Source organism: Actinomycetospora chlora, assembly GCF_039542135.1.
Lineage (GTDB): Bacteria > Actinomycetota > Actinomycetes > Mycobacteriales > Pseudonocardiaceae > Actinomycetospora > Actinomycetospora chlora.
Genome location: NZ_BAABHO010000079.1, coordinates 1 through 23,279, shown reverse-complemented (window position 1 = coordinate 23,279; position 23,279 = coordinate 1). Strand labels below are relative to the sequence as shown.

Here is a 23,279-nt window from a genome sequence, read left to right as displayed (position 1 = left end):
CCGCCGCGCCGGCGTTCACCCCGCAGCAGGCCGCGGCGGCCGCGCCCGCCTTCGCCGCGGCGATCGGCGCGCTGCCCGCCTCCTTCCTGCGCGGCGCCATGGCGCCGGCCGGCCCCGCGCCCGGCGTGCGCGCCTTCGACCCGAACCTGCTGCTCGGCTCGGCCTTCCCCGGGCTGCGCGCCGGTGCCCCCACCTCGCTGGCCTACGACCCGGCCAGCGCCGTCACCACGGCCAGCCAGGTGCAGGCGCTGCCCGTCGACGCGCTCAGCGGCGGCGGGGTCGGCGTGCCGGCCCTCATCGCGGTCCTCGCCCTCTCCGGTGTCGCGGCGTTCACCGTGCGCCGGCTGGTGCTCGGTCGCGCGGCCGCTCCCGCCGCGGCCCCCGTCGAGGCGGACGCGGAGGTGACCGACGCGGAGGTGACCGACGCGGGTGCGGCGGTGGCGCCGGCCGACCTCGACGACCTCGACGCCGAGCTGGACGACCTCGATCTCGAGGACGAGCCCGAGGACGAGCCGGCCGACGACGCGACCGTCGTCGCGGGACGGACGCCCGTCCCGGCCTGACCGCCGGCACCGACGCACCACCGACGCAGCCCCGGACGGAACCGTCCGGGGCTGCGCTGCGTCGGACCTGGTGAGGGGGCGTCGACCGGGCCGTTGGTAACCTGGTCCCACCGAGATCCCTCCTGCCACGGATCGTCCGTGGCCGCCAGCCCAGAGGAGGTGAGTGGTTCTCGTGCGCCACTACGAACTGGTCGTGATCCTCGAGCCGAGCCTCGACGAGCGCACCGTGCAGCCGTCCCTCGAGACGTTCCTCAACGTGGTCCGCAAGGACGGCGGCACCGTCGAGAACGTCGAGGTGTGGGGACGTCGTCGCCTCGCCTACGAGATCGAGAAGCACGCCGAGGGCATCTACGCCGTCCTCGACGTCAACTGCGAGCCCGCCACGGTGAAGGAGATGGACCGCCAGCTCGCGCTGAACGAGTCCGTCCTCCGCACCAAGGTCATGCGCCGCGACCCCGCCTTCGCCGGGCGCCGGGGCAAGGCGAACTGATGGCCGGCGACACCGTCATCACCGTGGTCGGCAACCTCACCGCCGACCCGGAGTTGCGGTTCACGCCGTCGGGCGCCGCGGTCGCCAACTTCACGGTCGCCTCGACGCCGCGCACCTTCGACCGCCAGTCCGGCGAGTGGAAGGACGGCGAGGCCCTGTTCCTGCGCTGCAACATCTGGCGCCAGGCCGCGGAGAACGTCGCCGAGACGCTCACCCGCGGCGCGCGCGTGATCGTGCAGGGACGCCTCAAGCAGCGCTCGTTCGAGACCCGTGAGGGCGAGAAGCGCACCGTCATCGAGCTCGAGGTCGACGAGGTCGGCCCCTCGCTCCGCTACGCCACCGCGTCGGTCACCAAGGCCTCCCGTGGCCAGGGTGGCGGCGGGTATGGCGGCGGTGGCGGCGGTTACGGCAACGGCGGCGGCAACGGGGGCGGCGGTTACGGCGGCGGCTCCGGGGGCTCCGGAGGCGGCGGTGGCTACGGCGGGTCGGACGACCCGTGGGCCTCCGCGCCGGCGGCCGGCTCCTCCGGCGGCGGCGGCTACGACGACGAGCCCCCCTTCTAGACCACACCCCAGTTCTGCTCAGGAGAAGAGACACCATGGCGAAGCCGCCGGTGCGCAAGCCGAAGAAGAAGGTCTGCACCTTCTGCAAGGACAAGAACCAGCTGATCGACTACAAGGACACCAACCTCCTCCGCAAGTACATCTCGGACCGCGGCAAGATCCGCGCCCGCCGGGTCTCGGGCAACTGCTCGCAGCACCAGCGGGACGTCGCCGTCGCCGTGAAGAACTCGCGGGAGATGGCCCTGCTGCCCTACACCTCGACCGCGCGCTGAGGGAGGCCCACGTGAAGCTCATCCTCACCGCCGACGTGCCCAACCTCGGCGGCCCCGGCGACAACGTCGAGGTCAAGGACGGTTACGGGCGCAACTTCCTGCTCCCCCGCGGCCTGGCCATCGTCGCCAGCCGCGGCGCGCAGAAGCAGGTCGAGACGATCCGCCGCACCCAGGAGGGCAAGCGGATCCGCGACCTCGACCACGCCAAGGAGGTCGCCGGGCAGATCCAGGGCCTCGGCACCGTCACGGTCACCGGCAAGGCCGGCCAGGGCGGGCGCCTCTTCGGCTCGGTCACGCCGGCCGACGTCGTGTCGGCCGTCCGCTCGCAGGGCGGCCCGAACCTCGACAAGCGGTTCGTCCAGATCGCGGGGCACATCAAGTCCACGGGCGACCACACGGTCACCGTGCGCCTGCACCCCGACGTCGCGGTCGACCTGCCCCTGGACGTCCAGGGCGCCTGACCCGCGCTGAATCTGACGGGTCGAGCTCCGCTCCGCTCCGTCTCCCACCACCTCGGGCCCGGTACCGCCTCCGCGCGGTGCCGGGCCCGACGTGTGTCCGGACCCGGTGGGGTCCGCAACGCCACGCGCTCGACCGCCGGCCCGCCCGGCGCGGCGTGCACCCCGCTCGGCTCGCCACGCTGCGCGAGCGGGTGAACACGCCGCCGACGCGCCCCGGGCGACGCGCCGGGCCGTTCGTCATCCACTTGTTGTCCACACCGCTCACAGGCCGCTGACCAGGGCTGACGATCTTTGTACGACGGTTGCCAACAGGTTGTCCCCAGGTGTGTGCCCACCGGAGGGGTGTGCTCGGTGGATCGATCCCGGGTCTGTCCCCAGGGCGTGCACAGCACCGGCTGGAGCACCGATCGGCGGGCCCCTAGCGTCCCCGTCGGCGCGGATCGGACGGCTGTCGGTGGGCGCTGCTAGAACTGGTGTTCGACGGGCACCGGTGATCGAGCGAGCGCCGGGCGTCGTCCGGGGCGAGCGGAGGGAGCGGATCGTGGCGGTGCTGGACGACCGGGGGACGTCCGGACGGGGTCCGGAGCGGGCGGGCTCCGCTCCGGAGTTCGACCGTCAGCCGCCGCAGGACCTCCCGGCGGAGCAGTCGGTGCTCGGCGCGATCCTGCTGAGCAAGGACGCGATCGCCGACGTCATCGAGATGCTCAAGCCCGACGACTTCTACCGTCCGGCCCACCAGACGGTCTACGAGTGCGTGCTCGACCTCTACGGCCGCGGCGAGCCGGCCGACCCCGTGACGGTCTCGGCCGAGCTGGAGAAGCGCGGCGAGCTGCTGCGCGTCGGCGGGGCGCCGTACCTGCACACGCTCATCGCCACGGTGCCCACCGCGGCCAACGCCGGCTACTACGCCGAGATCGTGGCCGACCGTGCGATCCTGCGGCGCCTGGTCGAGGCGGGCACGCGCATCGTCCAGCTCGGCTACCACGGCGCCGAGGGCGCGGACACCGACGACGTGGTCGACCGCGCGCAGGCCGCGGTCTACGAGGTCACCGACCGCCGCGTCACCGAGGACTACGTGGCCCTGGAGGACGTCCTCCAGCCGACGATGGACGAGATCGACGCCATCGCCTCGCGCGGTGGTGTCTCGTTCGGCGTGCCCACCGGGTTCACCGACCTCGACGACGTCACCAACGGCCTCCACGCCGGGCAGATGATCATCGTCGCCGCGCGTCCCGGCATCGGGAAGTCCACGCTGGGCATGGATTTCGCCCGGTCGGCGAGCGTCAAGCACGGCCTGACCTCGGCGTTCTTCTCCCTGGAGATGAGCCGCACCGAGATCGTCATGCGCCTGCTCTCGGCCGAGGCCAAGATCCGCCTGGCGGACATGCGCGCCGGCACGATGACCGACGACGACTGGACGCGGCTGGCCCGGCGCATGAGCGAGATCAGCGAGGCGCCGCTGTTCATCGACGACTCGCCCAACATGACGATCATGGAGATCCGGGCGAAGGCGCGGCGGCTCAAGCAGCGCCACGACCTCAAGCTGATCATCCTCGACTACATGCAGCTGATGACCTCGGGCAAGAAGGTCGAGTCCCGCCAGCAGGAGGTCTCGGAGTTCTCCCGTCAGCTCAAGCTGCTGGCCAAGGAGCTCGAGGTCCCGCTGGTCGCCATCAGCCAGCTCAACCGCGGGCCCGAGCAGCGCACCGACAAGAAGCCGATGCTCTCCGACCTCCGCGAATCCGGGTCGCTCGAGCAGGACGCCGACATGGTCATGCTCATCAGCCGTCCCGACGCGTTCGAGCGCGACGACCCCCGGGCCGGCGAGGCCGACCTCATCCTCGCCAAGCACCGCAACGGCCCCACCGCGACGATCACGGTGGCGCACCAGCTGCACTACAGCCGCTTCTCCGACATCGCCCGCGGATAGGCGCGCGGTCAGGCCCGCCCGGGGCAGCGGTCGAGGTGCGTGAGCAGCTCGCGCAGCGGCGCCACCGCCCCGTCCACGACGTCGCCGGCCGGCTCGGCCCGCCGCGCGCCGGCGGCGCGGGCGCGCAGGACGACCTCCTCGTGGCGCAGCCGTCCCCGCTCGGCGGCGCGCTCGACGTGCGCCACCCGCAGGCCGGCGGCGCCGCGGCGGCGCCGCCGGCGGGGGCGGCGCGTGTCCTGCGCGCGCTCGAGCACGCGTAGCCGGCGCAGGCCCCAGGCCACGACGGGGCCGCTGGTGACCACGAGGGCGACCGGCGTGCGGCCGCAGCGCTGCTGCAGCGCGGCCAGGCGCTCGGGCAGGGCGTCGACCTCGCTCTCGAGGCGGACGATGCGCTCGCCGTCGACGGTGTGGCGCAGCACCACGCGGTCGAGGCGCCGCGCCGCGTGCTCGACCGGTCGCCGCAGGCCGAGGCACTCGCCGACGGCGTCGGCGCGCACGGCGGCGGCGAGGTCGTCCGCGTGCAGGAGGCGGGCCACGCGGCAGGAGCGGCGGGGCCGGAGCACCCACTCCGTCAGCGGGATGGTCATCTCCGGCCGCCCGCGACGGGGGCGAGGGGATGGGGACGGCGTCGTGCCCAACGGGACATCGCGTTCTCCTGACGAGGCGTTGTATTACAGAATACAGCCTACGAGGAGTGAGGAGAAGGACGCAGCGGCCAGGCCGTGACGGCCGCCAGCGCCAGGAGCACGACCATGAACACGACGGTGGCGGGCCAGCCCGCCAGCCCGTAGGCGACGCCACCGAGCGTGCCGCCCACGGACGAGCCGACGTAGTAGGCCCCGAGGTAGAGCCCGGAGGCGACGGCGCGGCCGTGCTCCGCGCGCCGGCCCACCCACGAGCTCGCGACGGTGTGGGCGGCGAAGAACCCGACGGTGAGCAGGGCCAGGCCCGCGACGACCACGGCGACCCAGGACGCCAGCATCAGCACCGCCCCCACGGCCGCGACGGTCGCCGCGCCGAGCACGACGGGGCTGGTGCCGACGCGGTCGGCCAGGCGTCCGGCGCGGGTCGAGGTGGCCGTGCCCACCGCGTAGAGCACGAAGACGAAGCCGACGACGAGCGCGGGCAGCCGGAACGGCGGGCCGAGCAGCAGGAACGTCACGTAGTTGTAGGCGCAGACGAACACGCCCATCACCAGCAGCCCGACGGCGTAGAGCCGCCGCAGGACGGGGTCCGCGAGGTGCGACCGGGCCTCCGCGAGCAGGACCCGCACGCCCACGGGGGACGGACGGAACCGGCGCGACGCGGGCAGCACGGCGGCGAAGGCGACGAGGCAGGCCGCGGAGAGCAGAGCGATGCCGGCGAGCGCCCATCGCCACGACCCGGTGAGGTCGGCCAGCGCGCTGGTGACCAACCGGCCGCCGAAGCCGCCCACCGAGTTGCCGGCGACGTACAGGCCCATCGCGCCTCCGAGGTGGTCGCCGTCGATCTCGTCGGCGAGGTAGGCCATCCCGACCGCGGGTAGCCCGGCCAGCGCCAGGCCCTCCAGCGCCCGCAGCACCAGGAGCAGCCCGAAGCCCGGCGCGACCGACGCCGCCAGCCCGAACACCACGGCCGCCGCGAGCGACCCGATCATCACCGGGCGCCGGCCCCACCGTTCGGACAGCGCGCTGGCCGGGATCACCGCGATCGCGAGCGCCGCGGTGGTCACCGACACCGACAGCGACGCCTCGCCGGGGGTGATGCCGTAGGCGCCGACGAGGGCCGGCAGCAGCGGCTGGGTGGCGTAGAGCAGGGCGAACGTCGTGAAGCCGGCGAAGAACAGCCCGATCGCGATCGGGCGGAAGCCGGGGTCGCCGCGGCGCAGCGCCGGTGCGGGACCGGACACCGCGGACGAGGACGACATCGTTGCCGAGGCTAACGGTCTGCCGCACCCCGCGCAGTCTCCCCGGTCACCGGTCGAGCTCCGCTCCGCTGCGTCTCCCGCGTCACCCACCCCAGGTACGGCCCGTGCCCGCCCTCCACGGGCAGCACCAGCACCTCGGGGACGTCGTAGGTGTGCTCCGCGACGAGGCGGGCGGTGAGGTCGTCGACGCGGTCGGCGTCGGTCTTGAGCCAGAGCTGCCACTCCGGCTCGACCGACACCGTGCCCTCCCAGCGGAAGACGCTGCGCACCGGACCGGCGATCTGCACGCAGGCGGCGAGGCGCTCCCCGACGAGCACCGAGGCGAGCCGCTCGGCCTCGTCGGCGGAGTCGGTGGTGGTCAGCAGGACGCGGACGCTCATGGGCGCCATCCTCCCGGGCATCCGTGCCACGATGCGCCGATGCTCCTCGTCACCGGCGCCACGGGCTTCATCGGCTCGGCCGTCGTCGCGACGCTGCACGCGCACGGCCACCCGGTGCGGGCGGTGGTGCGTGACCCGGCACGGGCCGACGTCCTGCCCGACGGCGTCGAGCGCGTGGCCGCCGACCTCGCCGACACCGAGAGCCTGGCGCGGGCCATGGACGGCTGCGAGGGCGTGTTCCACCTCGCCGCGGCGGTCGGCGCGCCGGGCCCGGAGGCCCGCGAGCTCAACGTCGGCGGCACGCGGCGGGTCGTCGACGCCGTGCGCCGCGCCGGGGTCCGCCGTCTCGTCCACACCTCGACGAGCGCGGCGATCTGCGTCCCGGACCCCGGCGGGCCCGGCTGCGTCGTCGACGAGGACGCGGTCGGCGGCACCGCGCTGACCGACACCTACTCGGCGACGAAGGCCGAGGCCGAGGCCGTCGTCCTGGACGCGGTGGCCGAGGGCGGCCTCGACGCCGTCGTGGCGACCGTGGTCAACGCGTACGGGCCGTCGCCGCGCGGGCCGCTGAGCTACGACCAGCTGCTGGCCGCGGCCGCGCGCGGGGCGGTCGGGGACATCGTCGACACGCGCGTGGGCTGGACGCTGGCCGAGGACGTCGCCGAGGGGCAGCTGCTCGCCTACACCGGCGGCGCGGCGGGCCGGCGCTACGTCCTCTGCGGCGAGGTGGCGTCGTTCCCGGAGGTCCTCGACACCTACTGTCGGTTCGCCGGCAGCGAGCACCGCGTGCGGGTCCTGCCGCAGGGCAGCGAGCTCGGGCCGGACGCGCCGCCGTTCGCGGACCGGTCGGTGGTCTACGGGAAGCTCGGCGGCTACCGGGTGCGCGACGACGGCGCCCGCGCGCTCGGGTTCGCGCCGCGCGGGATCGCCGAGGGACTGGAGCTGACCGCCCGGTGGATGCCCGGCGCGTGAGCTGCGGGTGATCCCGATCGGGTCCTCCCGGCCGGCCGGGTGGGAGATGGGCCACGCGCCCGGTCGCCCGGCAGCGGGGAGTGCGAGGGTGGGCGGTACGGCTGCAGACCGTCACGGCCGCGAGAGGGTGAGTAGATGACCGACGACAAGGTCGGGGCCGGTGTCGTGTCCGCCTCCGGCGAGTTCGTCCTCGGGGGCGAGCTGAAGGTCCGCCGACTCGGCTACGGCGCCATGCGCCTGACGGGCGAGGGGATCTGGGGTCCGCCGAAGGACACCGACAACGCCGTGGCCGTGCTGCGCCGCGCGGTCGAGCTCGGTGTCGACTTCGTGGACACGGCCGACTCGTACGGCCCGTACGTGAGCGAGGAGCTCATCCGCGAGGCGCTCCACCCGTACCGCGGCGTGACCGTCGCGACGAAGGCGGGGCTGCTGCGGACCGGGCCCAACAAGTGGATTCCCTGCGGGCGCCCGGACTACCTGCGCCAGGAGTGCGAGATGAGCCTGCGCCGCCTCGGCGTGGAGTCCCTCGACCTCTTCCAGCTCCACCGCATCGACCCGCACGTCGCCGCCGACGAGCAGTTCGGCCTGCTCGCCGACCTGCAGCGCGAGGGCAAGGTGCGCCAGGTCGGGCTGAGCCAGGTGTCGGTCGCCGACATCGAGGCCGCCGGGAAAATCGTCGACGTCGCCTCGGTGCAGAACCGCTACAACCTCGTCGACCGGTCCTCGGACGACGTCCTGCGCCACTGCACCGAGCACGGCATCGGGTTCATCCCGTGGGCCCCGGCCGACGCCGGCAAGCTCGCCGAGCCCGGCAACGCCGCCGAGCGCGCGGCGGAGCGCTTCGGCGCCACGCCGGCCCAGGTGGCGCTGGCCTGGCTGCTGCAGCGCAGCTCGGTGATGCTCCCGATCCCGGGCACCAGCTCGCTCGAGCACCTCGACGACAACTGCGCGGCCGCCTCCCTCGAGCTCGACCGCGACACCGTGGCGACGCTGGACGCGGCAGCGTGACCTAACGCCCGGCGTGCCCGGCCGACAGCATCGGCCGGGCGCGCTCGGCGTCGCGCTGCGCACGGCGGTCGCGCAGCGTCGCGAGCAGCCCGTGCGGCGGCTCCGGGTCCCCGCCACGCTCGACGCGCTCGGCGGCGGCGACGATCCGTCGCTCCATGCCGCCGAACACGAGCACGTGGAACGGGGCGATGACCCACCAGTACGCGTGGCCCGCGAGCCCGTGCGGGAAGAAGATCGCGCGCTGCCGGTAGACCGACCCGTCCCCGGACGGCGCCACGCGCAGCTCCAGCCAGGCGAGGCCGGGGGCCTTCATCTCCGCGCGCAGCCGCAGCAGCCGCTCGCCCTCGGTCAGGTCGAGCCCCACGGCGTCGCGGCGGTCGGTGCTGCGCTCGTCGAGGCACTCCTCGACGCGCCACCAGTCCAGGGCGTCGCCGACCTTGAGCGAGTCGGCGTCGCGGCGCCCGCGCCGCAGGCCGACCCCGCCGACGAGGCGGTCCATGACCCCGCGCGCCCACCAGCCCAGCGGGAACGAGTACCAGCCGCGCTCGCCCCCGATGCCGGTGACGACGTCCCAGACGTGCTCCGCCGACGCGGTGGAGGTCCGCTCGCGGATGTCGGTGTAGACGGTGCCGCCGGCCCACTCGGGGTCCGAGGGCAGCGGGTCGGACGGGGCGTAGCTCGCGTTCGCGCCCGACCAGCGGGTCTCGACCTGGCCGCTGCTGACGCGCTGCAGCGCGAGGGCGACCGCGCGGTGGAAGCCGGTCAGCCCGCCCTCGGGCTGGTCGACGAACGTGTCGATGTCGTGCTCGGCGGCGACGACCTCGTGGATCAGTGAGTCGATCAGCGGCACGGCGGTGGAGCGCGGCACCGGCGTCACGAGGTTGACCCAGTGCGACGAGAGCCGCGGCGTGAGCACGGGCACCGGCAGCATCGTGCGCTTCGGCAGCTCGGCGACCTGGGCGAAGCCCTCCATCATCTGCAGGTAGGTGAGGACGTCGGGCCCGCCGATGTCGAAGGTCCGGTTGACCTCCGGCGGGACGTGTACGACGCGCACCAGGTAGTGCAGGACGTCGCGGATGGCGATGGGCTGGACGCGGTGGTGCACCCACGACGGCGTCAGCATCACCGGCAGCCGCTCGGTGAGGTAGCGCAGCATCTCGAAGCTCGCCGACCCCGAGCCCAGGATCACGGCCGCCTGCAGGACGACGGTCGGCACCCCGGAGCGCAGGAAGATCTCGCCCACCTCGGCGCGGGACGCGAGGTGCTCGGAGAGCTCGTTGGGGTCGTCGACCTCCGGGTGCATGCCCCCGAGGTAGACGACGCGCGACACGCCGGCCTCGCGGGCGGCCTGCGCGCTGATCATCGCGGCGCGCCGGTCGACGGCCGCGAAGCCCTGCTCGGACAGGGAGTGCACGAGGTAGTAGAGGACGTCGGCGCCCTCGCAGGCGCGGCGCATCGACTCCTCGTCGAGCACGTCGCCCTGCACGATCTCGACCTGCTCGGCCCAGGGGACGTCGCGCATCTTCTCGGGCCGGCGCACCACGCAGCGCACGTCGTGGCCCTCCGCGGCCAGGCGGGGAGCGAGGCGCCCGCCGATGTATCCCGTCGCTCCCGTGACCACGCATCGCACGGGGCGATCGTGGCCCGCGCCGACCCGGACCGCAGGTCGGGGCGTCTCGGGGGCGTTCCCCGCACACCCCGCCGACCCCTCGGGGTGACACACGGCCGGGGGATCCCTCGGCGTGTCGCGCGCAAAAGGCCGTGTCGCGGGCAGCTCGCGCGGATCCAGGCCACAAGTCCGGCCGGGCGGGTGCCGTTGTGGGGGCCAGACGCTCGCTGTCGCTGCGCTGTTCGGCGGCAGGCGGGCGGGAAGAACAGCAGTCGGGGAGGTCGAGGATCGTGTGGGTGTGGCGAGATGACCTGGGGTCCGGGAGCGACGGCCGTGGGGGCGGCTGGCGGCTCGACGCGTACGGCACCTGGGTGTGGGACGAGCCGTCGCTGCTCGAGCGGCCCGGCGCCGGGATGGACGCCCTGCGGCGGACGGCGGTCGGCGGCGAGCGACCGATCGAGCGCCCGCGGCGCAGCGTTGAGCGGCGTGAGGCTGAGCGGCGCGACGGCGAGCGGCGTGCCGACCGGGGCGGCGACCGCGCGCTGGCCGCGCTCGACCACGCCGACCCGACGCCGATCTTCCACGAGCTGACGGTCGACCGCTCCCGCCCGCGCCGGGAGCCCCGCCGCGAGGCCCGCCGCGATCGGGACGCCGTCCGCGTCCCCGAGCCGCATCCCGGTTCCGGGCCGCTGCCGGTGCAGGACGCGGAGGGTCGGCGCGACGAGCGACGCCGCGACCGCTCGGGGCTGCGCGAGGTGCCGACCGTGCCGCCGCCGGCGGTGGACGGGTCGGGCTCCGCGTCGCGACGTCTCCCGGAGCCGACGCCCGCCGAGACCGCCGAGGACGAGCTGCGCCGCCGCGCCGAGCGCCGGCGCCGGCCGCGGGCCGCCGAGCGGGCCGAGGAGGACGAACACGACCACCTCGAGGGCGGGCGCCACACGTGGCGCCGGGAGGAGGAGCGCACGGGGCGGCACGCGCTGCGTCGCTGACCCGTCCGCCGGGTACGAGACGTCGGGCCGCCCGACCGGGCGGCCCGACGCCCCGGGCGGGCGTCGACCCCGGAGGCCCGGACGCACGGGGCTATGCTGCGGCCCCCGCGCGGCCCCGCCGGCCGGGGTCAGCCCGCCCGTCGCCGTCGCCGTCGTCCGTGGAGGTCTCCCCCGTGATTGTCCGTCGTCTCGCCCGGCCCATGCTGGCCGCCATCTTCATCAAGGGCGGGGTCGACACCCTGCTCAACCCCGAGCCGCGCGTGCAGAAGGCGTCGCCGCTCATCGAGAAGGCCGCGCCGAGCCTGCCCGACCAGGTCCCCTCGGAGCCGAACCAGCTCGTCACGATCGACGCCGGCGTGAAGATCGCCGCCGGGTCGCTGCTGGCGATCAACAAGTTCCCGCGCCTGGCCTCGCTCGCGTTGGCCGCCAGCATCATCCCGACCACCGTCGCCGGCCACCCGTTCTGGGAGAAGTCCGACCCGGCGGAGAAGACGGCCGAGCAGCAGCAGTTCCTCAAGAACGTCAGCATCCTCGGCGGCCTGATCCTCGCCGCGGTCGACACCGAGGGGAAGCCGTCGCTGGGTTGGCGCGGCCGTCGTGCCGCCCGCAAGCTCGCCGAGCGCACGAGCGACCTGACCGGCCAGTCCGACGACGTCGGCGACCGGCTCCGCGAGACCGGCGACAAGGTGCGCCGCAACGTCGTCGACGGCGTCGACGTCGCCATCGGCGCGATCGCGTCCTGAGCACCGGGTGGCGGGGACCGCGGGCCCGCGGCGGTCCCCCGCTGCATCGGTGAGCCCCTAGGGTGACGTCCGTGTGGACGAACTGGTCCGGCGGCCAGCAGTGCCGGCCCACCGCGACGGTGCGGCCGCTCGACGACAGCGGTGTGTCCGCCGTCGTCCGCCGCGCCGCGGAGCGCGGCCAGACCGTCCGCCCCGTCGGGTCCGGGCACTCCTTCAGCGGTCTCGCCGTCACCGACGGCGTGCACGTCGACCTGTCCGCGTTCCGCGGCGTCACCGGGACCGGCGGCGCCCCGAACCGGCCGACCGTCCGCGTCCGTGCCGGCACGACGCTGGGCGAGCTGCACGAGGAGCTGGCCCGGCGCGACCTCGCGCTCGAGGCCCCGCTCGAGCTCGCCGCGCCGACGGTCGGCGGGGCGCTCGCGGTCGGGATGCACGGCAGCGGGGCCGCCCGCGGCTCGCTGTCCGCCGCCGTCGTGGGCCTGCGCCTCGTCGACGGCCGGGGCCGGCTGCGCGACGTCGCCGTCGCCGACCTCGACGGCGCCCGCACCTCCCTCGGCGCGCTGGGCGTGGTGCTCGAGGCCGAGCTCGCGGTGGTGCGGGCCGGCCGGGTCCGGGTGACCCGCGAGCCGCGCCCCGTGGAGGAGGTGCTGGCGCCCGACTTCTGGACCGCGCACCCGGTCGTCGAGGCCGCGGCCTTCCCGTCCGCGGGCACGGCGCTGACCCGCTGGGCCGAGCCGGTCGCCCCGCACGACGACGAGGACGACGACACCGACGACGACGCCGGCGAGCGCAGCCTCGGGGTGACGGTCGCCGGGGCCACCGGCCGCACGGCGCTCGGCGGGGCGGTCGTCGTGGAGCGCGCCCTGCCGAGCCTGGTGCCGCGGTTCAACCGCGCCGTCTCCCGCCTGGCCCGCACCGTCTCCGCGCACGGGCCGATGCACCGGGTGCTGTCCAGCCCGCCCGCGGTGCGCTACGAGCAGACCGAGTGGGCCCTACCCCGCCACGCCCTCGCCGACGGCGCCCGCGAGCTGCTCGCCGCCCTCGCCGACGACCACCTCGAGGTCGGGCTCCCGGTGCGCCTGCGCGTCGGGCCGCCCGAGTCCGCGTGGCTGCACCCGGCCCACGGGCGGGCCACCGGCTGGATCGCCGTGCGGGTGCCCCGCGGCACCGACCACGCGCCCGTGCTCGAGCGGGCCTGGCGGGTGCTGCGCGACCACGACGGCCGCCCGCACTGGGCGTCGCGGTCGGACTGGACCGCCGACGACACCGCGGCCGCCTACCCGCGGGTCGGGGACTTCCGCCGCGTCCGCGACGACTACGACCCGGACCGGGTGTTCGCCACGCCGCCGCTCGCGGCGGTGCTCGGGGACTGAGCGTCCCGGAACGCGTCGGGGTCGTCGGCCGCGCCGAGGTCGATCGCCAGGCCCACCACGGCCTGGTCGATGCGCCGCAGCAGCCGGGCCGCCGCGAGCATCGAGGTCCGGCGGTCGGGGTCGTCGGAGGTCCGCGCCGCGTACTCCTCGGCGGCGTCGACGAGGTCCTCGGCCGACCGCACCCGCACCTGCCCGCCGTCCGAAGCCCGCCGGCCGCGCACGAGCACGTCGCGCAGCCCGTCGAGGTTGGCGCGCACCCGGGTCGCCGCCGGGTCGAGCGTCGTCGCCCACGCCGGGTCGGCGACGAGGTCGGCGGTGCGCGCGAGCGAGCGGGCGTAGACGTCGCACACCGTCAACACCCGCAGCCCGCGCTGGTAGCTCGACCGCGCTCGGCGCCGCGCGAAGGGCGCGGCGAGCGTCTGCGCGCGCTGGCGCAGCGTGGCCAGCGCGTCGCCCATCGCCCGCACGCCCTCGCGGGCCGGCGCCGCGGGGTGCCGGCCGACGAGGCGGTCGACCGCCTCCTGCAGCACCCGGTCCATGGCGTCGACGACGTCGCCGACCGCCTCGCCGAACGCGGCGCGGGTGCCCCGCGGGAGCACGAGGAACGCCGCGACGACGGCGGCCGCCGCGCCGATCGCGGTCTCCTCGATGCGCAGCACCAGCACCTGGACGCTGAACTGGCCGATCAGCCCGTAGACGAGCGCCAGCACCGCCGTGATCCAGAAGGCGAGCATCGACGGCGAGACGCGCACCAGGTAGAGCGCCAGGAACACGCAGACGAGCAGCAGCACGAGCGAGAGCGGCGCGTTCCCGCCGACGAGCGCGGCCAGCCCCATCCCGGCGACGACGCCGCCGACCGTGCCGAGCACGCGGCCCCACCCGCGCGAGAGGAGGTCGCCGCGGCTGTTGGTGCCGGCGAAGACGACGAAGGCGGTGATGACGGCCCAGTACCAGCGCGACGGGGCGATGAGCTCGCCGACGACGATCGCCAGCGTGGCCGCGACGCCGACCTGCACGGCCTGCCGGGTGCTCAGGGCGATCCCGCCCGGCGGGGGATCCGGGGCCGGTCCGTCGGGGCGCACGTCGTCGGGGTCGGGCGCCGCGCTCTCCCGGGCCGGGTCCGGCGCGGTGTCCTGCCCGGGCCGGTCGGCGAGCGCGTCGGGGGCGACCCCGCCGCCGGCGCGGGCGGGCGGGGGCCGCAGCGCCGCGCGGAGGGGGGCCGGGGGCGTCCCGTCGGGTCGCCGCGACGGGGCGTCGAGCTGGGCGTGGTGGATCGCGTCGGCGACCCGGCGCACGGCGAAGGCGGTGCGCTGCACGCGCTCGTGACCGCGGCGGGTGTCCGCGACGAGCCCGGCGACCGCGGCCCGGGCGTCGCCCGCCGCCACGAGGATGGCCAGGTGCTCCTGCCCGGCGGTGAGCGCGACCTCCAGGTGGTGCAGCCCGGTGCGCAGGGCCGCGACCGTCACGGGGTCGAGCGGCTCGCTCGGGTCGTCGCGCTGCGGCAGCGCGAGGCGTCGCGCCACCACCGAGAGCCGCTCGAGCGCGAGCTCGGCGTCCGCGATGCGCAGCGCGAGGGTGTCGTCGTCGAGCCCGGGCCAGACCCGCCCCGCCGTCGTCTGCTCCAGGGTGTCCTCGACGAGCAGCGCCACCTCCTGCAGGCGCGCCCGGGTGCGGCGCAGCGTCTCGAGGTCGCCCTCGTCGACCGTCCCGTCGGCGATGCCGGCGAGCACGTCGTCGGTGGCGCTGACGAGCGCGTGGGCGCGGGCCCGGAAGGCCGTCACCTGGCGACGCAGGGTCCGCTCGGGGCGCTCGGCGAACACCACCCCGCGCAGCAGCAGCGTCGAGGCGATGCCGACGACGGCCGCGATGAGCAGCCACGGCAGCTGCGCGGGCGCGATCCGCAGGAACTGGGTGAAGAAGTAGGGCATGAAGCCCGCCATGCCGAGGGCGAAGCCGCGCGGGCCGTAGCGCCGGACCCACACGGCCACGACCATGACCAGCACGAACACGGCGGCGGCGGGGATCCGGTAGGGCGCGAGGAAGGCGCCGAGCACGGTGCTCGCGGCCGCGGGCAGCAGCATCAGCGCGGTGGTCACCCGCCGGCGCGGCAGGTCGGGCTCGTTGACCGCGAGGTTGGAGATCATCGCGAGCACGCCCGCGAAGAGCAGCACGGTCACCGGTTCGGTGGGGGCCAGCGCCGCCCGCCCGGCGGCCACGACGCCGACCGCGACGGTCATCGCCGCCACGGCGATGGATGCGAGGCGCAGCCGGGTCAGCCCGGGGTCGACGCCCGCGAGCCACGTGCGGACGTCGGTCCAGCGTGCGCCCGTCACCCCGCCCCTCCGTCACCCGCGGTGTCTCTCCACCGACGGGCGAGTCTCGCACGAGGGAACGGGGCCGGTCCGTCCTCGACAGTGGTTACCCCGGAGTAATAGGCTGTGGTTACCGGTCGGTACGGAAGGCTTGCCGACACCACGTGGTGAGGAGCGAGGCGGGATGGGCCACTACCGGGCGAACGTCCGCGACATCGAGTTCAACCTCTTCGAGGTCTTCCGCGTCCAGGACCGCTTCGGGTCCGGCCCGTTCGCCGACGCCGACGAGGAGACCGCCCGCGCCCTGCTGGGCGAGGTCGCGTCCATGGCCGAGGGCCCGCTGGCGGACTCGTACGTCTCGGGCGACCGCAACCCCGTGCGCTTCGACCCCGAGACGCACACCGCCCACCTCGACGAGGGCATCAAGAAGTCCTACCGGGCGATGTGGGACGGCGAGTGGTGGCGGCTGTCGGCCGACAACGCCATCGGCGGCATGGGCGTCCCGCCGTCGGTGCAGTGGGCGGCCGGCGAGATGATCCTCGGCGCCAACGCCCCGGTGTTCATGTACATGGCGGGCCCCAACTTCGCCTCGGTGGTCTACCGCAACGGCACCGAGCAGCAGAAGCGCTGGGCGCAGCTCATGGTCGACCGGGGCTGGGGCGCCACCATGGTGCTCACCGAGCCCGACGCGGGCTCGGACGTGGGCGCCGGCCGCACCAAGGCCCGCGACAACGGCGACGGCACCTGGTCTATCGAGGGCGTCAAGCGCTTCATCACGTCAGCGGACTCCGACGATCTCCACGAGAACATCATGCACCTGGTGCTCGCCCGCCCCGAGGGCGCGCGGGCCGGCACCAAGGGCCTCTCGCTGTTCCTCGTGCCCAAGTTCCACTTCGACGACGCCACCGGCGAGCCGGGCGAGCGCAACGGCGCCTTCGTCACCAACGTCGAGCACAAGATGGGCCTCAACGCCTCGGCCACCTGCGAGGTGACCTTCGGCGGCCACGGCACGCCCGCGGTCGGCTGGCTGCTCGGCGACGTGCACGACGGCATCGCGCAGATGTTCCAGGTCATCGAGTACGCCCGGATGATGGTCGGCACCAAGGCCATCGGCACCCTGTCGACCGGCTACCTCAACGCGCTGGGCTACGCCAAGGAGCGCATCCAGGGCGCCGACCTCACCAAGCAGACCGACAAGACCGCCCCGCGCGTCCCGATCACCAACCACCCCGACGTGCGCCGCAGCCTCATGCTGCAGAAGGCCTACGCCGAGGGCATGCGGTCGGTGTACACGTTCACCTCGACCTACCAGGACGTGGTGCGGTTCGGGGAGGCCCCCGACGCCGAGCGGGGTGCGGTCTCCCAGGAGGAGATCACCCTGGCGGAGAAGGTCAACGACCTGCTCCTGCCGATCGTCAAGGGCGTCGGGTCGGAGCGGGCCACCGAGCAGCTCATCGGCTCGCTGCAGACCCTCGGCGGCTCGGGGTACCTGCAGGACTACCCCATCGAGCAGTACATCCGCGACGCCAAGATCGACTCGCTGTACGAGGGCACCACGGCGATCCAGGCGCAGGACTTCTTCTTCCGCAAGATCGTCCGGGACAACGGCCAGGCGCTCATGCACGTCGCCGGCCAGGTCCAGGCGTTCCTCGACGCCGAGGGCGGCAACGGTCGGCTCAAGGAGGAGCGGGCGCTGCTCGCCACCGCGCTGGGCGATGTGCAGGCGATGCTCGGCACGATGGTCGGGTTCCTGACCTCCTCGCAGGAGGACGTCACCAACCTCTACAAGGTCGGCCAGCACGCGGTCCGCTTCCTCCTGAGCATGGGCGACCTGCTCGTGGGGTGGCTGCTGCTGCGCGGGGCCGAGGTCGCGGGCGCGGCCCTGGACGCCGGTGTCACCGGCCGCGACCAGCAGTTCTACGAGGGCAAGATCGCTGTGGCGCGCTTCTTCGCCCGCTCGGTGCTCCCCGAGCTCACCAGCCGCAAGGCGATCATCGAGGGCGCCGAGAACAGCATCATGGAGCTCGACGTCGCGGCCTTCTAGGGGCCTCCGGCCCGCACTCACGTGCGCTCGCGCATCGCCATCGCGTCGAACGGCGCGTGCACCTTGACGTCGTTGTCGAAGTAGACGACGACGTCGCGGCCCCGCGGTGCCTCCGGGGGCGGGTCGTCGGGCGCCACCGTGTCCTCGCTGACCGGCGCCTCCCCGGCGGCCCACGCCCGCACCCGGGCGGCCCACCGGTCGAGCGCCTCGGCGGTGTAGCCGCTGGCGTAGAGCTCGGTGTCGCCGTGCAGGCGGACGTAGACGAGGTCGGCGGTGACGTCGTCGAGGCGCGGGAACGTTCCCGCCGTGTCGGCGACCACGAGCGCCACCCCGTGGCGGCGCAGCTGGGCCACGAAGGCGGGGTCGCGGAAGCTCGGGTGCCGCACCTCCATCGCGTGGCGCAGCGGTCGCTCGGCGTCGGTCTCCGTCCAGGGCTCGGGCACCCTGTCGGTGTGCCCGCCGGCCAGCGCGGCGGCCGCGGTGGTGGTGTGCGGGAGCTGGGCGAGGAAGCCCTCCAGGCGCTCGGGGTCGTAGCGCAGGTTCGGCGGCAGCTGCCAGAGCACCGGCCCGAGCTTCGGGCCCAGCGCGAGCAGACCGGAACCGAAGAAGTTGGCCAGTGCCTCCTCCACGCCCCGCAGCTTCTTCATGTGCGTGACGAAGCGCCCGCCCTTGACCGCGAACACGAAGTCCTCCGGCGTGCGCTCCGCCCACGTGCGGTAGCTCGAGGCCCGCTGCAGCGAGTAGAAGGATCCGTTGATCTCGACGGTGTCGAGGCGCTCGGCGAGGTAGGTGAGCTCGCGGCGCTGCACCAGGCCCTCGGGGTAGAACACCCGACGCCACGGCGGGTAGATCCACCCCGACGTCCCCACCCGGACCCGCCCCACGGTGCCGCTCAGATGCGGCGGGCCCAGGCGTCCGCGGCGCAGTACAGGCCGTAGGCGACGAACCCGAGGGCGACCAGGAGCAGCAGGTAGGGCCCGAACGGCTGGGCGGCGAGGGTCTTCAGCGCGGCGTCGAGGCCGCCCGCGCGGGCCGGGTCGGCGTACAGCGCGGCTCCGCCGAACAGCACGGCCATGACGGCGAACGCGACGGCGCGCAGCACGTGCCCGGCGACGCCCAGCCAGTACGCCGGCCGGCGCAGGGAGACGGGCAGGCGCGACCAGTCCAGGTCCTCGTCGAACGAGCCGCGCACGCCGGTCCACGCCGTGGCCCCTGCGATGACCAGCACGACCACGGCGACGACCCCGACGATCAGCCGCCCGCCGGGCAGCACCAGCAGGCCGGCCGTCGTCTGCTGCGACCCGCTGCTGCTCGACCCCGACGAGCCGGTGACCAGCAGCTGGATCCCGATGAGCGCCACGAAGAGCACGCCGACGGCGGTGGCGCCGGCGGCGATCCGCCGCTGGGTGCGCGCCCACCCCGACGCCCACCGAAAACCGGTGGCCGCGGCCAGGCCCTGCCAGACGCCGAAGGCGACCAGGCCCACGACGATGACGACGATGACGGCGAAGCCGAACGGCTCGCCCGCCAGGGTCGACAGCGCGCCCTGCTGGTCGGCCTGCCCCCCGCCGCGGACGGCGATCTGGACGGCGATGACGCCGATGAGCAGGTGGACCAGGCCGTAGCCGGCCATCCCGACGCGGCCGAGCAGCTCCACGGCGCGGTGCGGGGCCTCGCCCTCGCCGTCCTGCTGTCCGACGTCCCGGACCTGGTCACGGGCGCCCTCGACCGCGTCGCCGAGGGCGTCGCCCGGCGACGACGTGGATCGTGGTGAGGGCTCCCCGGCGGCGGAGGTGCTCACTGCCCGTTGCAGGTGACGGTGGGCTGGGGTTCGTAGCGCACGGTGCGTGGTTCCCGACGGACCTCGCCGGTACGCACGTCACGCAGGACCCGTGTGTCGGTGATGGTGAAGCCCTCGGAGCCCGGCGACGGCGTGCAGGTCGGGTTGCCGCCGAGGTCCCGGGTCGTGGGCGGGGTGACGTTGGTGCGCGGCCCCGGCTCCGAGGTGACCTCGTAGCGCTTGATGCCGTAGAGCTGCACCGTGATCGACGACGGCGTCCACTGCGTGCGGATGTAGATGGGCGTGTCGCCGTCGTTGGCCTGGCGCAGGTCGATCGAGCCCTCGAACACGGTGGCCTCGCGGCCCGCCGGGTACCGGCTGATCCAGTAGCTGTGCTCCTTGTGCTCCACGTTGCGGAGCCCGGCGAAGTAGCTGGCGTTGTACAGCGTCGTCGCGAACTGCGAGGTGCCGCCGGCCATGCCGCGGCCCGGGGCGCCGTCGTCGATGATGCCGGCGTCGACGAAGCCGTTGGCGGCGTTGCGCGGTCCGGTGAAGCCGTTGAGGCTGAAGGTCGAGCGCGGCGCGATGATCGCGCCGTTGACGATCTCGGCGACCCGCCGGATGTTCGTGCCCGAGTCGGGCTTGAAGCCGCGGGTGGTGAACTCGCCGATCAGCTCGGCCGGGCCGAGGGACTCCAGCGACTCGGTGGTCACCCGCGGCTGGGTGGTCGTGTAGACGGCGTTGACCGCCCGGCCGCTCTGCGGCGGCGGGGACGCCGGATCGGTGCCGGGCGCGGTCGGGGGCGGGGTGAACAGCGGCGGCGCCGGCCCGTCCGCGGGCCGGCCGAGCGCCTCGACGACGCCGCCGAGGGTGCGCGGCCAGTCGATCTCCCGGCCCACGACGGCCGGCACGACCGTCGCCTGCGGGCCGCCGAACTGCAGCGACGCGTCGCGCGGCTCCCGCTCGGTGGTGCCCAGCTGGGGCTCCATGGCGGCGATCGCGGCCGGCTCGTCGACGGCGGCGACCAGCCCGCCGCGGCCGTCGGGCCTGAAGCGCAGGAACGTCGTGATGGCCCGGCTGGTGAGCGTCGCGTTCTTCGCGTCGCCGACCACGGTGAGCGGGCCGGCGACCGCGGGGCGCGCGAGCTGGTCGATCGCGGTCGCGATCCCCTCCGGGGTGACGCTGACCGGGGTCGCGGTGATCGGCAGGGCGACCGGCGGGCCGTCGAGCCAGTGGTCGACCACGGCCTGGCCGGCGGTGGCGCCGTCCACCACCTGGCCCGGCACCGACGGCACGCCCACCGGCTCGACGCCGTCGAAGCGGATGGTGCCCTCGACGGCGGGACGGTCCAGCGCGGGACGGGCGGCGTCGAGCGCCTGGCCGAGCGCGAACGGGTTCACCCGCGTCACCGGGGCGACGTCGCGGGTGCCGAACAGCGAGGTCAGCCGCGTCCACGGGTTGAAGGGCTGCTCGCCGGCGCGGGCCAGGGTGCCCTCGACGTCGAGCTCGAGCCCCGCGGCGACGGGGTCGAGGGTGGCGGTGCTCTGCGCGGCCGCGAGCGTGACCGGGCGGGTCGTGCGGCCGCCGAGCTGGGTGCGCAGCTCCTGCTCGGCCTCCGGGCGGCTCATCCCGCCGATCTCGACCCCGGCGACGGCCACGCCGCGCGGGACGTCGGTGGAGGAGATCAGCAGGTCGCCGACGTAGAGCACGGCGAGCAGGCCGACGACGGCGGCGCCGATGAGCAGGGGGCGGCGCCGTGACGACCCGGGCGCCTCGTGGGCGCCGTGCTGGTGCGGCTCGGCGGCGTGGGGCCGCGGGTCGCTCTCGGGCACCGCGCCGAGATGGGCGGTGCGCTCCGGGTCGGTGGCCTCCGGATCGGCGCCGGCCTCGTACGCCCCGCGCGGGTCGGGCTCCGCCGGGTCGGTGTCGACGACGGTCTCCTCGGGCGTGTGCCCCCCGGTGGCGCTCACAGGTACAACCCCGTCCCGCTCGAAGGCCGCGTCGACTCGGTCGTCGCGCTCGCGACGGCGTGCAGGTCGCGTTCGCGCAGCACGACGAAGGTGCGGCCGGACACGTCGACCTCGAAGTGGTCGTCCTGGCCGTAGAGCACGCGGTCACCCACCGCGACGCTGCGGACGTGCTGGCCGGTCCCGAAGACCTCGCCCCACACGAGCCGCTTGGCGGGCTGGGCGGTCGCCGGGATCACGATGCCCCCGCTGCTGCGCCGTTCGCCCTCGCCCTGGGTGGGAGCGACCATCACGCGGTCGTGGAGCATCTGGATCTCCAGCCTGGGATCCGACACGTCGGGATCGTACGGGGAGGGCGATTCGGGTCCTCTCGCAGGGCAGCGGACGCTTCACGCGAGCCTGACGAGGCACAACGGCCCGGAACGTGGAAGGCCCCGTGGCCCTGCCAGGTCGGGGGTCCGGCAGCGCCACGGGGCTCGTCGGGTGTGTCGGGAGCGGTCGGGTCGGCGTTACCGGCCCGCCGCGAGTTCACTCGTTCGGACGAGGACGACTCAGTCGCGGCCGAGCAGGAACCGGCCGAAGTGCGGGACGGTGAAGGCGATCCACCCGCGCTCGGCCGAGAACACCAGGCCCTTGCGCAGCAGGCTGTCCCGCGCGGGCGAGAGGGACGACGGCTTGCGGCCCAGGTGCTGGGCCAGCGCCGCGGTGGTCACCGGCTCGTCGCGGCCCTCGGCGAGCTCGGCCATGCCCTGCAGGTACTCCCGCTCGGCGGGTGTCGCGCGCTCGTAGCGCGAGCCGAAGAAGCCGACGGCGAGCTCGGCGCTCGCCTCCGGGGCGGCCATGCGGACGTCGTCGGCGTCGATCGGGCTCTGCACCGCGGCGTCCCAGGCGGCCTTGCCGTAGGCCTGCACGAAGTACGGGTAGCCGCCCGAGACCTCGTAGAGCGCCTCGAGGGCGGCCCCGGTGAGCTCGGCGTCCTCGCGCTTGGCCGGGACGGTGAGGGCGAGGTCGGCGTCGGCGCGGTCGAGCTGGCCGATCATGACGTAGCGGAAGAGGCGCTCGGAGTACGACTTCGACGCGCTGAGCACGGCCGGCAGGTGCGGCAGCCCCGCGCCGACGACGACCAGCGGGGCGCCGGACTGCGAGAGCTCGTGGCACGCGGCGCAGAGCGCCGAGACGTCGTCGATGCCGAGGTCCTGCATCTCGTCGATGAGCAGCGCGATGCCCACGCCGACGTCGGCGGCCAGCTCGGCGCACACCCCGAACAGCTCGACGAGGTCGATCTCGATGTCGCCGGAGTCGGCGCGCCCGTTCCGCACGGGGACGTCGATGCCCGGCTGCCACCGGTCCTTGATCTTCGCGTCGGACGGCGCGGCCTTGAGCGCGAACGCCTTGAGCACGCCGAGCGCCTCCTCGACACGGTCGGGCGCCCGGTGGTGCACGGCGAGGTCGCGGATCGCCCGGTGCAGCGCCGCCGACAGCGGCCGGCGCAGCTCGGCGTCCGGCCGCGCCTCGATCTTGCCCGCGCCCCAGCCCGCCCGGACCGCCATCGAGCGCAGCTCGCCGAGCAGCACCGTCTTGCCCACCCCGCGCAGGCCCGTGAGCACGAGGCTGCGCTCGGGCCGGCCCCGCGCGACCCGCTCGAGCACGACGTCGAACGCGTCCACCTCGCGGTCGCGGCCGGCGAGCTCGGGCGGGCGCTGCCCCGCCCCGGGCGCGTACGGATTGCGGACGGGGTCCATGGCCGTACCTCCGCGATCGGGTCGATCGCAGCGTATGGACCTCTCTAGCGCCGGCCCGATACCTCGCGAGAAACCGCGATCGGCGTGTCGCGGGCCCCTGTCGACGAACGAACGGCGCTCTCGCTGCTTCCGGGCGGGTTCTCGGGGTCGTCGCAACACCCCCTCTGTGATGGGG

21 protein-coding genes and 1 pseudogene are annotated in these 23,279 nt (G+C 74.9%); 12 read left to right on the top strand and 10 right to left on the bottom strand.

The window, feature by feature from the left end:
* From ABD994_RS29310 to dnaB, 6 genes and pseudogenes are all read left to right on the top strand, one after another.
* A pseudogene (locus ABD994_RS29310) lies at window positions 1–563 on the top strand (hypothetical protein); the annotation flags it as partial.
* 163 nt (window positions 564–726) lie between these two features.
* Entirely contained in the window at window positions 727–1,053 is a 327-nt protein-coding gene (gene rpsF, locus ABD994_RS29305) for a 30S ribosomal protein S6 (protein ID WP_345424497.1), read from the top strand.
* On the top strand, window positions 1,053–1,616 hold the full coding sequence (locus tag ABD994_RS29300; protein WP_345424494.1) for a single-stranded DNA-binding protein: 564 nt from the start codon (window positions 1,053–1,055) through the stop codon (window positions 1,614–1,616). The genes rpsF and ABD994_RS29300 overlap by 1 nt, the downstream gene beginning before the upstream one ends.
* Window positions 1,617–1,651: 35 nt before the next feature.
* On the top strand, window positions 1,652–1,888 hold the full coding sequence (gene rpsR / locus ABD994_RS29295; protein ID WP_133826840.1) for a 30S ribosomal protein S18: 237 nt from the start codon (window positions 1,652–1,654) through the stop codon (window positions 1,886–1,888).
* Between the two features lie 11 nt (window positions 1,889–1,899).
* Window positions 1,900–2,349: a 50S ribosomal protein L9 gene (gene rplI / locus ABD994_RS29290; protein WP_345424491.1), complete on the top strand. Its 450-nt coding sequence runs from the start codon at window positions 1,900–1,902 to the stop codon at window positions 2,347–2,349.
* A 541-nt stretch (window positions 2,350–2,890) separates the two neighbouring features.
* Window positions 2,891–4,279, top strand: coding sequence for a replicative DNA helicase (gene dnaB / locus ABD994_RS29285; protein ID WP_425550147.1), 1,389 nt, complete (start codon window positions 2,891–2,893; stop codon window positions 4,277–4,279).
* A gap of 8 nt (window positions 4,280–4,287) precedes the next feature.
* On the opposite strand, the gene ABD994_RS29280 is transcribed toward dnaB, so the two are convergent.
* The 3 genes from ABD994_RS29280 to cutA all read right to left on the bottom strand — a co-directional run bounded on the left by ABD994_RS29280 (window position 4,288) and on the right by cutA (window position 6,565).
* Window positions 4,288–4,866 (bottom strand): hypothetical protein, encoded by a 579-nt coding sequence (locus tag ABD994_RS29280; protein ID WP_345424489.1) that lies wholly within the window; start codon window positions 4,864–4,866, stop codon window positions 4,288–4,290.
* A gap of 98 nt (window positions 4,867–4,964) precedes the next feature.
* Complete coding sequence (locus ABD994_RS29275) at window positions 4,965–6,185, bottom strand: MFS transporter (RefSeq protein ID WP_345424487.1); 1,221 nt, start codon at window positions 6,183–6,185, stop codon at window positions 4,965–4,967.
* A gap of 11 nt (window positions 6,186–6,196) precedes the next feature.
* Window positions 6,197–6,565 (bottom strand): divalent-cation tolerance protein CutA, encoded by a 369-nt coding sequence (cutA, locus tag ABD994_RS29270; protein WP_345424484.1) that lies wholly within the window; start codon window positions 6,563–6,565, stop codon window positions 6,197–6,199.
* A gap of 39 nt (window positions 6,566–6,604) precedes the next feature.
* Between cutA and ABD994_RS29265 the strand changes: the two genes are divergently transcribed.
* Both ABD994_RS29265 and ABD994_RS29260 read left to right on the top strand, forming a co-directional pair.
* Entirely contained in the window at window positions 6,605–7,537 is a 933-nt protein-coding gene (locus ABD994_RS29265) for an NAD-dependent epimerase/dehydratase family protein (protein WP_345424480.1), read from the top strand.
* Window positions 7,538–7,672: 135 nt separating this feature from the next.
* Complete coding sequence (locus ABD994_RS29260; protein ID WP_345424477.1) at window positions 7,673–8,545, top strand: aldo/keto reductase; 873 nt, start codon at window positions 7,673–7,675, stop codon at window positions 8,543–8,545.
* A gap of 1 nt (window position 8,546) precedes the next feature.
* Here the strand turns inward: ABD994_RS29260 and ABD994_RS29255 are convergent, their stop codons facing one another.
* Window positions 8,547–10,175, bottom strand: coding sequence for an SDR family oxidoreductase (locus ABD994_RS29255; protein ID WP_345424474.1), 1,629 nt, complete (start codon window positions 10,173–10,175; stop codon window positions 8,547–8,549).
* A 275-nt stretch (window positions 10,176–10,450) separates the two neighbouring features.
* Between ABD994_RS29255 and ABD994_RS29250 the strand changes: the two genes are divergently transcribed.
* The 3 genes from ABD994_RS29250 to ABD994_RS29240 all read left to right on the top strand — a co-directional run bounded on the left by ABD994_RS29250 (window position 10,451) and on the right by ABD994_RS29240 (window position 13,259).
* Window positions 10,451–11,143: a hypothetical protein gene (locus ABD994_RS29250; RefSeq protein WP_345424472.1), complete on the top strand. Its 693-nt coding sequence runs from the start codon at window positions 10,451–10,453 to the stop codon at window positions 11,141–11,143.
* A gap of 173 nt (window positions 11,144–11,316) precedes the next feature.
* The gene (locus ABD994_RS29245; RefSeq protein WP_345424470.1) at window positions 11,317–11,886 is read left to right on the top strand and encodes a DoxX family protein; all 570 of its coding nucleotides are present in this window, start codon (window positions 11,317–11,319) and stop codon (window positions 11,884–11,886) included.
* A 71-nt stretch (window positions 11,887–11,957) separates the two neighbouring features.
* Window positions 11,958–13,259 carry a D-arabinono-1,4-lactone oxidase gene (locus tag ABD994_RS29240; protein WP_345424467.1) on the top strand — a complete coding sequence of 434 codons (1,302 nt, stop codon included), beginning with the start codon at window positions 11,958–11,960 and terminating at the stop codon, window positions 13,257–13,259.
* On the opposite strand, the gene ABD994_RS29235 is transcribed toward ABD994_RS29240, so the two are convergent.
* Window positions 13,202–15,592: an FUSC family protein gene (locus ABD994_RS29235; RefSeq protein ID WP_345424464.1), complete on the bottom strand. Its 2,391-nt coding sequence runs from the start codon at window positions 15,590–15,592 to the stop codon at window positions 13,202–13,204. The genes ABD994_RS29240 and ABD994_RS29235 overlap by 58 nt on opposite strands.
* Before the next feature lie 163 nt (window positions 15,593–15,755).
* On the opposite strand from ABD994_RS29235, the gene ABD994_RS29230 reads away from it, so the two are divergent.
* A complete protein-coding gene (locus tag ABD994_RS29230; protein WP_345424461.1) occupies window positions 15,756–17,615 on the top strand; it encodes an acyl-CoA dehydrogenase in 1,860 nt (619 codons plus the stop codon).
* A 17-nt stretch (window positions 17,616–17,632) separates the two neighbouring features.
* On the opposite strand, the gene ABD994_RS29225 is transcribed toward ABD994_RS29230, so the two are convergent.
* From ABD994_RS29225 to ABD994_RS29205, 5 genes are all read right to left on the bottom strand, one after another.
* Window positions 17,633–18,484: a DUF72 domain-containing protein gene (locus ABD994_RS29225; protein ID WP_345424458.1), complete on the bottom strand. Its 852-nt coding sequence runs from the start codon at window positions 18,482–18,484 to the stop codon at window positions 17,633–17,635.
* A gap of 23 nt (window positions 18,485–18,507) precedes the next feature.
* Window positions 18,508–19,416: a DUF1206 domain-containing protein gene (locus ABD994_RS29220; RefSeq protein ID WP_345424455.1), complete on the bottom strand. Its 909-nt coding sequence runs from the start codon at window positions 19,414–19,416 to the stop codon at window positions 18,508–18,510.
* A complete protein-coding gene (locus ABD994_RS29215) occupies window positions 19,413–21,365 on the bottom strand; it encodes a VanW family protein (RefSeq protein WP_345424452.1) in 1,953 nt (650 codons plus the stop codon). Before ABD994_RS29215 ends, ABD994_RS29220 begins: the two co-directional genes overlap by 4 nt.
* Window positions 21,362–21,697, bottom strand: coding sequence for a GroES family chaperonin (locus ABD994_RS29210; RefSeq protein ID WP_345424449.1), 336 nt, complete (start codon window positions 21,695–21,697; stop codon window positions 21,362–21,364). Before ABD994_RS29210 ends, ABD994_RS29215 begins: the two co-directional genes overlap by 4 nt.
* Before the next feature lie 216 nt (window positions 21,698–21,913).
* On the bottom strand, window positions 21,914–23,104 hold the full coding sequence (locus ABD994_RS29205; RefSeq protein WP_345424446.1) for an AAA family ATPase: 1,191 nt from the start codon (window positions 23,102–23,104) through the stop codon (window positions 21,914–21,916).
* Between the last annotated feature and the right edge of the window lie 175 nt (window positions 23,105–23,279).